This window comes from Thermophilibacter sp. (assembly GCF_966187215.1).
Genome location: NZ_CBIFYV010000085.1, coordinates 1 through 9,414, shown reverse-complemented (window position 1 = coordinate 9,414; position 9,414 = coordinate 1). Strand labels below are relative to the sequence as shown.

The 9,414-nt window shown below is 71.4% G+C and carries 8 protein-coding genes and 2 tRNA genes; 6 read left to right on the top strand and 4 right to left on the bottom strand.

The genetic code is table 11. From position 1 onward, the window contains the following. The first annotated feature begins 121 nt into the window (after positions 1 to 121). Positions 122 to 197 (top strand) — tRNA-Glu (locus ACWTSU_RS07065). Positions 198 to 523: 326 nt separating this feature from the next. Here ACWTSU_RS07065 and ACWTSU_RS07060 read toward each other — a convergent pair. Together ACWTSU_RS07060 and ACWTSU_RS07055 are read right to left on the bottom strand one after the other, a co-directional pair. Further along, positions 524 to 1,486, bottom strand: coding sequence for a hypothetical protein (locus ACWTSU_RS07060; RefSeq protein WP_455139163.1), 963 nt, complete (start codon positions 1,484 to 1,486; stop codon positions 524 to 526). Continuing rightward, positions 1,483 to 2,517 (bottom strand): response regulator receiver protein, encoded by a 1,035-nt coding sequence (locus ACWTSU_RS07055; RefSeq protein ID WP_455139162.1) that lies wholly within the window; start codon positions 2,515 to 2,517, stop codon positions 1,483 to 1,485. The genes ACWTSU_RS07060 and ACWTSU_RS07055 overlap by 4 nt, the downstream gene beginning before the upstream one ends. A gap of 223 nt (positions 2,518 to 2,740) precedes the next feature. On the opposite strand from ACWTSU_RS07055, the gene ACWTSU_RS07050 reads away from it, so the two are divergent. Next, entirely contained in the window at positions 2,741 to 3,955 is a 1,215-nt protein-coding gene (locus tag ACWTSU_RS07050) for an iron-containing alcohol dehydrogenase (RefSeq protein ID WP_455139161.1), read from the top strand. A 74-nt stretch (positions 3,956 to 4,029) separates the two neighbouring features. Here ACWTSU_RS07050 and ACWTSU_RS07045 read toward each other — a convergent pair whose 3' ends face one another. After that, positions 4,030 to 4,881: a hypothetical protein gene (locus ACWTSU_RS07045; protein ID WP_455139160.1), complete on the bottom strand. Its 852-nt coding sequence runs from the start codon at positions 4,879 to 4,881 to the stop codon at positions 4,030 to 4,032. Between the two features lie 6 nt (positions 4,882 to 4,887). Then, entirely contained in the window at positions 4,888 to 6,357 is a 1,470-nt protein-coding gene (locus ACWTSU_RS07040; RefSeq protein WP_455139159.1) for a Mur ligase family protein, read from the bottom strand. 225 nt (positions 6,358 to 6,582) lie between these two features. Here ACWTSU_RS07040 and ACWTSU_RS07035 point away from each other — a divergent pair. From ACWTSU_RS07035 to nagB, 4 genes are all read left to right on the top strand, one after another. Continuing rightward, a tRNA-Val gene (locus tag ACWTSU_RS07035) sits at positions 6,583 to 6,658 on the top strand. A gap of 62 nt (positions 6,659 to 6,720) precedes the next feature. Further along, positions 6,721 to 7,464 (top strand): ribonuclease PH, encoded by a 744-nt coding sequence (gene rph, locus ACWTSU_RS07030; RefSeq protein WP_455139158.1) that lies wholly within the window; start codon positions 6,721 to 6,723, stop codon positions 7,462 to 7,464. A 303-nt stretch (positions 7,465 to 7,767) separates the two neighbouring features. Then, positions 7,768 to 8,403, top strand: a complete 636-nt coding sequence (rdgB, locus tag ACWTSU_RS07025; protein WP_455139157.1) for an RdgB/HAM1 family non-canonical purine NTP pyrophosphatase — start codon at positions 7,768 to 7,770, stop codon at positions 8,401 to 8,403. Positions 8,404 to 8,601: 198 nt separating this feature from the next. Beyond that, entirely contained in the window at positions 8,602 to 9,336 is a 735-nt protein-coding gene (gene nagB, locus ACWTSU_RS07020) for a glucosamine-6-phosphate deaminase (protein WP_455139156.1), read from the top strand. The last annotated feature ends 78 nt before the right edge of the window (positions 9,337 to 9,414 follow it).

Sequence of the window (9,414 nt, the reverse complement as noted above, 5' to 3'; positions counted from 1 at the left end):
ATACGCAGGAGACTTAAAATCTTCGGCCGCGAGGATTGTGGTTTCGAGTCCCACCGCCCCTACCAGCACGTGACGCCCCCGGGCCGTTCGCGGCCCGGGGGCTCTGATATACTAGCCGCGCGTCCCCATCGTCTAGTGGCCTAGGACATCGCCCTTTCAAGGCGACGACACGGGTTCGACTCCCGTTGGGGGCACCACGACTCTGACGCCCGGGGCCCGCCCCGGGCGTTTTTCGTGCCGGTCGCGGGGACCGACGACCTGCGCGCCCTGCTCGCCGCGCCCGACGACCCGCGCGCCCCTCTCGTCGCGTCCGATGCCCGCGCCCGCCCCGTCGCGCCCCTCTCGCCGCGCATCCACTCTCGCGCTCCCAATTAACCCGCAAAAAATGATTTCATATTCATATATTTGCAGGAAAGAAAAATGGATTTGTCATATTGTGCGTGTTAATTCGTGGAAGAGGAGAATATGGGGGAGCGGGAACGGGGCGAATGGGGGGGCGGGAGGGACGCCGGCCGACGCCGCGCTACCAGTCGAGGTCGTTCCTCTCGGCGAAGCGCCGCGCCGACGCCACGAACCAGTCGTGCCCCTGGCACCAGTCCACGAACTCGGGCACGTCGGCGATGATCGGCTCGGCCTCGTGGACCGCGAGCAGGCCCTCCTCGAAGCCGCGCGGCTCCGCCTCCGGCCGGTCGGGCAGGTAGGGGTCCACGTAGCTGGGGCGCAGCAGCGCGTAGGCGCCGCCGGCGCAGAGGTCGTCGAACCCACGTAGCGCCCGCCGCGCGGCGGCCGTCCGGTCCAGCTTGTAGAGCAGCAGCACGCGCGCGAGGTGGGACCAGGCGCTCTCGCGTCCCGAGAAGCGCGCCTCCAGCTCGCCGAGCCCCGCCTCGTCCTCGAGCCGGGCGCAGGCGAGCATCGCCGTGTGCCGGGCGCCGAGCGGGTCGGACGGCGCGGCGTCAATCACCGAGGCGGCGGCCGACTCGGCCATCTTGAAGCGCGCGCCCTCCGCGCACGTTCGGGCCACGGCCGCCCTCAGGCGCAGCCGCGGCCGGCGGAAGACGTCCTCCCAGGCGCCCTCCAGGTTGCCCGCGCCTCGCCCGTCCGTCGCGAGCTCCAGGTCGAGAAGCCCCTTGAGCAGCGAGTCCGGGTCCTCCTCGGCGGCGAGAAGCCCCACGAGCCGGGCGTCGAGGCACCCCTCGTCGACGCGCGCGGCGTGGTCGCAGGCGAGGCGCAGGGTCGCGAGCGCGCGGCTCCGCGCGGCCTCGAACGCGTCGTCATCGAGGTCCTCGGCCTCCCGACGGGCGGCGCGATAGGCGTCGAGGGCCCGCGCGAGCTCGAGGAACGCCTGGTCGGCCGGCGTGTCCACATACTCGATGGGGTGCTCGCGCACCACGATGAGCAGCTCGTCGTAGGCCTGGTCCGAGAGCGGCCCGATCTTCTCGCGCCGGTGCCGGGCGCAGCGCTCCACCAGCTCGTCCCAGGCGTTCATCGACGCGTCTCCCCTCCGGCCTCGGCGGCCTGTCGCGCCGCCTGCGGGTCCAGCTCGGCCGTCGCGCGCGCCACCCAGGCGCCCAGCGCGCCGCGCCCCGAGCTCTCGCGGCCCTCCTGCAGCAGCACCGTCCCCTCGCTCACCGCGAGGATGAGCTCGTCGGAGCCGTAGGGCGGCACGCGCAGGCGCGCGAACGCGCCGTCGGGGAGCTCGGTCTGCCGGATGAGCGCCGCGCCGGAGCCGGGATAGCTGCGCAGCAGCCGCGCGAGCAGCTCGCGCGCGGCCGAGAGGTCCCAGCGCCGGTGCGCGAGCGCCACCTGGGCGAGCAGGATCCAGGCGTCGTCGGTCGCGCGCGGGGCGCAGAGCGACGGATAGCGGGCGACCAGGTGCGCGAGGCCCGTCTCGTCCTCGAGCTTGGCCAGCGCGTAGGCCAGCGTGAAGCGCACGTCGGAGGTGTCGCGCGGATCGGCCTCGAGCAGCCGCTCCGACGCCTCGACGGCCCTGCGGTTGCGGCCGCAGATGAGGGCGTCCTCGGCGAGCTCGGCCATCCAGCGCTGCCAGGGGCGCATCGCCACCTCCGCTGCGAGCGCGCGGCGCTCGTCGCCGAGGCCCGCGCAGATTCGGTCGCGCTCCGCCTCGCACGATGCCCGGACCGCGTCGGCACCGTCGGCCAGCGCGCGGTAGCGGCGCTCCGCCGAGCCGTCGCGCGCTATCCGGCGCATGCGCACGGCGTCGTGGCAGGCGGGGTCGAGCGAGAGCGCCTCGTCGAGAAGAGCCTCGGCGCGCGCCGTGAGCTGCTCGGCCTGGTGGTCGTCGGCGAAGGGCAGCTGGTAGTCGATGAGGTCGGCGGCCAGCGTAACCAGGTGGAAGGCGCGGTCGGCGTCGGTCTGGGGCAGCGAGTCGCGGTCGCGCGCGAGCCGCCGGCCGAACGAGGCCATCGCCCGCACGGCGCCGGTGGGGTCGTCGTCAAGCGTCAGCGCAAAGCGCAGCGCCATGCGCTGGTAGTCCTCGCGCCTGGGGTCGTGGGCCATGGAGCCTCCTCTCGTCCCCCATGGTAGCCGACCGGCGCACCCGGCGCGCATCCCGCGGTTGCTGCCGCGCGCCCGCCCCAACGCCCCACGCCCCTCTCGCCGCGCGCCGCTCGCCCCGCTTACCGAGCCGCTCGCGGGTACGCGTCGCCCGCTTTCCAAAACGGGTAATACTGCCCCTTGGAATCCGCCGCGGGGGCGGCGGCTCAGGAATTGGAGGAGAGTTATGGGACGTTTCACCAATCCGCGTGACCTGTACTTTGGCGAGGGCGCCCGTCACGAGGTCAAGAACCTCAAGGGCTCCCGCGCCATGATCGTCACCGGCGGCGGCTCCATGCGTCGCGGCGGCTTCCTGCAGGACGTCGAGGCTGACCTCAAGGAGGCCGGCTTCGAGGTGCAGATCTACGAGGGCGTCGAGTCCGACCCGTCGGTCGACACCGTCATGAAGGGCGCCAAGGCCATGCAGGAGTTCCAGCCTGACTGGATTATCGGCCTGGGCGGTGGCTCGCCGATCGACGCGGCCAAGGCCATGTGGCTCTTCTACGAGTACCCCGACTTCACCTTCGAGCAGGCCGTCGTGCCGTTCGGCTTCCCCGAGCTGCGCCAGAAGGCCCACTTCTGCGCCATCGCCTCGACCTCCGGCACGGCCACCGAGGTCACGGCCTTCTCCGTCATCACCGACTACGAGAAGGGCATCAAGTACCCGCTCGCCGACTTCAACATCACGCCCGACGTGGCCATCGTCGACCCCGAGCTCACCTACACCATGCCGCAGAAGCTCTGCGCGCACACCGGCATGGATGCGCTGACCCACGCTATCGAGGCCTACGTCTCCACCGCGGGCTCCATGTTCACCGACGCCAACGCGCTGCACGCCATCCGTGAGATCGTGGAGTGGCTGCCCAAGTCCTACCAGGGCGATCACGAGGCCCGTCAGCACATGCACGAGGCCCAGTGCATCGCCGGCATCGCCTTCTCGAGCGGCCTGCTCGGCATCGTGCACTCCATGGCGCACAAGACCGGCGCCGCCTTCTCCGGCGACCACATCATCCACGGCTGCGCCAACGCCATGTACCTCGGCAAGGTCATCCAGTTCAACGCCAAGGACGCCCGCGCCAAGAGCCGCTACGCCTACATCGCCAAGGAGATCCTGCACCTCAGCGGTGAGACCGAGGACGAGCTCGTGGCCGCTCTGGTCCAGGAGATCCGCGATCTCAACGACAAGCTCAACATCCCGCAGGGCATCAAGAACTACGGCAAGGGCGGCGTGAAGGCCGACGAGTCCATCATCGACTACGCCGAGTTCGAGGAGAAGAAGCACGACGTGGCGGCCAACGCCATCCTCGACGCCTGCACCGGCTCCAACCCGCGTCAGCCCACGCAGGAGGAGATGGAGAAGCTCCTCGAGTGCGTCTACAACGACGTCGACGTGGACTTCTAAGTCGCTCGCACAACGTGACCAGAGGGCCCCGACCGCGCGCCGGGGCCTTTTCTTGTGCCGCGCTCGTTGACGCGTCAGGCCACGATCTTGGCACGTCGGCGGGTGGCGAGCTGGAAGGCGTCCTCCAGCCGGTCGGCGGGGTCGCCGAGAAGCACGAGCATCGTCGCGCCGTCGCGCTTGTAGGCGTGCGCCACGGCCGCGTCCACCGCGCCGGCGCCGCGCACGGTCTCGTGGACGAAGGACTCGTAGTCGGCGCGCGCCGCCTCGGCGAGCCGCTCGCCGTCGCGGGGGTCGGCGCTGTCCTCGATGAGGGCGAAGACGCGGCCGTCGGGGCTCGAGCAGAGCCCGCCGTGCGCGGACGCGCGCGCGTGGAGCAGGCCGTTCGCCACCTGCTCGCGGTCGACGCCCAACAGCTCGCAGACGCCGATCGCGGCGAGCGCGGGGCCCACGTTGAAGGCGCCCGTGAGCGGCAGGGCCACCACGTCGTCCCAGGAGGGCGTGGTGGCGCGGAACCTGACGAGGCCGTAGCCGGAGCGGATCGCACCGGCGCCCACGTCTGCCATCGGCGAGCGCGCCGAGAAGCTCAGGCCGCGGCCGCCCGCCCGCACCGTCCCGGCTCCGCCCGCGCCGAGCGTGCAGAGCAGGTCGACCTGCGGGCGCGGGTCCTTCTCGCCGAGCTCCGCGATTAGGTAGGGGAGGCCGCGCTCGCGCGCGTGGGCCAGATGGTCGTCCCAGCGCGCGAGGGGGCCGCCGGCGCCGGGCGCGGGTCGCGGCGTCCACTCGACGCCGTCGTAGGTCTCGCGGGCACCGAGCACGCCCGCGCGCCCGTAGGGCTCGTCGCCGTCGAGGATCGTGCGCAGCAGCGCGGAGGTCACCTCGCCGTCGCGCGGCCCGGCGACGATGCCTATGACCACGGGCGCGGCCATCGCCCGTCAGCGCCCGGTCGGGTGCGCGCGGTCGTAGGCGGCCACGCCGCGCTCGGCGAGCTCGCAGTCAGAGGCGCAGGGGACAAAGCCGTCGCGCGTGTGCTGGTACCTCTCGTGCCCCTTGGCCAGGAGCAGCACCACGCTGCGCTGGCCCTCGGCCAGCTCGAAGGCGCGCTCGGCGGCCCGCTCGCGGTCGAGGACGACCTCGTGCGGGAAGCCGGCCGGCAGCGCCGCCTCCATCTCGCGGCAGATGTCGGCCGGGTCCTCCGTCCAGGGGTCGTCCGAGGTAAGGACGATGTAGTCCACGTAGCGCGCGGCAACGGAGGGCAGGTCGCGGCGGCGCTCCTGTGCCTTGCCGCCCACCGCGCCAAAGACCGCGATCGCGCGCGCCCCGGCGAACGTGCCGGCGACGGCCGAGAGCAGCGACTCGAAGGCGTAGCCGTTGTGCGCGTAGTCAACGACCACAGTGAGCCGGCGGTCGGCGGAGCGGTGGAACTCCATGCGCCCGGGCACGCGCGTGGCGGCCAGGCCCTCCGCGACCTTCTCGACGCCGATGCCAAGAAGGTCGGCGGCCGCGGCGGCGCACAGCGCGTCCGAGACGCTGAAGGCGCCGGGGAAGGGGAGGCTCACGCGCGCGGAGGCGTCGCGGAGGTGCAGGGTGAACGAGATTCCCTCCTCGGCGTCGGCGAGGCCCTCGGCCCAGACGTCGGCCTCGGGGCGGTCGATGCCAAAGGCGACCACGCGCTCGGCGGAGCCGGAGCGGGCCGCCTCGAGGACGCGGTCCGCGTGCTCGGAGTCGAGGTTCACCACGGCGGTGCGGCACTGCTCGAAGATGCGCAGCTTGGAGGTGAAGTAGTCCTCGAAGTCCGCGTGCTCAACGGGCGAGATGTGGTCGAGCCCGATGTTGAGGAAGCAGCCCGCCGCGAGGGAGACGCCGAGCGTGCGGTCGTACTTGAGGGCCTGGCTGGAGACCTCCATCGCCAGGGCGGCGAGACGGGCGTCTCGGGCGTTGGCCAGGTGGCGCCAGAGGTCGGGTGGCTCGGGCGTGGTGTTGCGGGCGGGGGCCTCCCCGGCGCCGTCGTAGGTCTCGACGGTGCCGATCATCCCGCAGGAGCCATCGCCGTGCGCGGCGTCCACGATCGAGCGGAGCATGTAGGCCGCGGTGGTCTTGCCCTTGGTGCCCGTGATGCCAACGATCGGCAGGTCACGGTCGGGGTGTCCGTAGGCCGCCGCGGAGGCGAGGGCCATCGCGGGGCGAATCTCGCGCGTCACGAGCGCCGGGACGCCGGGCGCGGCCGCCGCGAGCTCGGCGGCACGGGCCCCGTCGCAGAGATACGCGACGGCCCCGGCGTCGAGCGCCGACCGCAGGAACTCGGTCCGGAACGCCGTGCCCTTGCAGACGAAGAGGTCGCCGGGCCGCACCGCCCGCGAGTCGCACGACGTGCCCGTGACGGCAACGGCACTCGTTGCCCCCACAGGTGAGATCCCCACGCCTCCAACCGCGATAGCCGCTGCTATGTCCGATAGGGTCACCGTATTCATAGCGACCAGTATACCCGCAGGGTCCGGCCGGCGCGGGGAGGTCCCGCCGCGAGTTCTTGCCGCGCCCTCTGCGGCAAGCTGTCCGAGCGCCGGAACCTCCCCGCGCCGGCCGGACCCGGACGACGGCGAGCAGGTCGTCTATGCTAGACTGCCCCCATCGGGCGATTGGCGCAGCGGCTAGCGCAGGTGCCTTACACGCACAAGGTCGGCGGTTCGAATCCGTCATCGCCCACCAGGTCTTCTCGGCCCTTGTCGCCGCGGCGGCGAGGGCCTTCCCAAGAGCCCCGAGGAGGGACCATGAGCGATTCGGCGACCCCCGAGCGGCGCCCCGCCGGCCGCGCCGTTGACGAGATGCGTCCCGTTGCGCTCACGCGAGCCGTGATGAAGAACGCGGACGGCTCGTGCCTCGCCGAGTTCGGGGACACGCGCGTGCTCTGCACCGCCACGGTCGAGGAGGGCGTGCCCGCCTGGCGCAGGGGCGCGCACGCGGGCTGGGTCACGGCGGAGTACGCCATGCTGCCCGCCTCCGGGAACCGTCGCACCCCGCGCGAGTACCGGGGGCGCAAGGGCCGCTCGATGGAGATCGAGCGCCTGATTGGCCGCAGCCTGCGCGCCGTGACGCGCCTCGACCGGCTGGGTGAGGTCACGATCACGCTGGACTGCGACGTCATCCAGGCGGACGGCGGCACGCGCACGGCGTCGGTGACGGGCGCGTGGGTCGCGCTGCACGACGCGCTGGCGGCCATGGTGGAGCGCGGGCGCCTCCCGCGGCTGCCGCTCACGGGACAGGTTGCCGCCGTGTCGGCGGGCCTCGTCGACGGGCGGGCGCTCCTCGACCTCGACTATCCCGAGGACTCCCATGCGGAGGTCGACCTCAACCTCGTGGGAACCGCGGACGGGCGCATCGTGGAGGTGCAGGGCACCGGCGAGCGCTCCACGCTCGACCGCACGCAGCTCGACGAGCTCCTCGACCTCGCCCAGGCGGGCGTCGAGCGGCTCTGCGCAGCCCAGAGCGAGGTCACGGGCTTTCGCCTGGCGTGACGCGCCGGGCCCGGCGGCCCGTGCTCCCGGTTGCCGCCTCGGGCGCGCAATAGGCCATTTCGTTACACAAAATCGCGCGCTGCTGTGCAATATCCCGATTTCTTACACAGGCGATTCCGCGCAACAAACTAGTTAAAAATATTCAACTGCACGTTTTCGGGGTAGTATCGGCAAGCGTTTGGCTGGACTCTGTTGCGGGCGCCAAATGGCCCGATTATCCTGTGTAAGAAAGGCACATAATGCACAACGCCGCGCGATTTAGTGTAACGGGCGGAGCTATTGCACCCACTTGGAGGGAGACGCATGGGGTACGCCGCAGATAACGTACGCGGGACGCTCGATCCGGAGCGCACGGTCGTCGTGGCCACGGGCAACGCGCACAAGGTCGTCGAGATCGAGGCCATCCTCGCCCCGGCGATGCCGGGCGCGCGCTTCGTGGCCCTCGGCGAGCTGGGGGACTTCCCCGATCCCGAGGAGGACGGCCAGACCTTCTTTGACAATGCCCTCATCAAGGCGCGTGCCGCCCAGGCCGAGACGGGCCTGGCCATGGCCGTCGCCGACGACTCGGGCCTGTGCGTCGACGCGCTCGACGGTGCGCCGGGCATCCACTCCGCGCGCTGGGCCGGCGAGCACGGCAACGACGCCGCCAACAACGCCAAGCTCATGCGCGAGATGGCGGACGTGCCCGACGAGCGCCGCGCGGCCCGCTTCCACTCCACCGTCGTGCTCGTCCGCGGCGACGAGGTCCTGCGCGGCGACGGCGACTGCGAGGGCGCGGTGGGCCACGAGCCCCGCGGCGACCACGGCTTCGGCTACGACCCGCTGTTCCTTCCCGTCGAGACCCCGGGCCGCACGATGGCCGAGCTCACCCTCGACGAGAAGAACCGCATCTCCCACCGCTTCCACGCGCTTCAGGACCTCTCGGCGAAGCTCCGCTAGACGCGTCGCCGTCGCGGTAGCATCATAGGCACGTCCGGGGCCCGGCCCCGGGCCGTCGTGGACGGGCAGGGGCCCCGACGCGGCGGCTCCTCTCATAGCTCGTTGGCGACCTCGCCCTGGTGGTCGCAGTCACATTGGCCGCGGCCGATGGGGCCGCACGGCGGGCGCGTCGCCCACCGGTCTATGAAAGGACGCACCATGAAGATCCTCCGTGCCAAGGACTATGCCGACATGAGCCGCAAGGCGGCCAACATCATCTCGGCCCAGGTCATCCTCAAGCCCAACTGCGTGCTCGGCCTCGCCACCGGCACCACGCCGATCGGCACCTATAAGCAGCTCGCCGAGTGGAACCACAAGGGCGACTGTGACTTCTCCCAGGTCAGCACCTACAACCTCGACGAGTACCGCGGGCTCAGCCACGATGACCCGCAGAGCTACCACTACTTCATGCGCGAGAACCTCTTCGACCACGTCAACATTGACCTCGCCAACACGCACGTGCCCGACGGCGCCAACCCCGACGCCGCTGCCGCCTGCGCCGAGTACGACCGCCTCGTCGCCGCGGCCGGCTATCCCGACCTGCAGCTGCTGGGCATCGGCAACAACGGCCACATCGGCTTCAACGAGCCCGACGACCACTTCTCCAAGGGCACGCACTGCGTCGACCTGACCGAGTCCACGATCAAGGCCAACAGCCGCCTCTTCGAGCGCGAGGAGGACGTGCCGCGCCAGGCCTACACGATGGGCGTGCAGACCATCATGTACGCGCGCCAGATCCTCGTGGTCGCCAACGGCGAGTCCAAGGCCCAGGCCGTGCGCGACATGTGCTTCGGCCCGGTGACGCCGAGCTGCCCCGCCTCTATCCTGCAGCTCCACACCAACTGCGTCGTGGTCGCCGACGAGGCGGCGCTCTCGCTCTGCCCCGAGCAGTAGGCGAGAGGACCGGCGGGTCACGAATCGAGCGGGGGAAGGGGGGGGGGTAGCGCACCCCCCCCCCATAAGGCCGGCTAC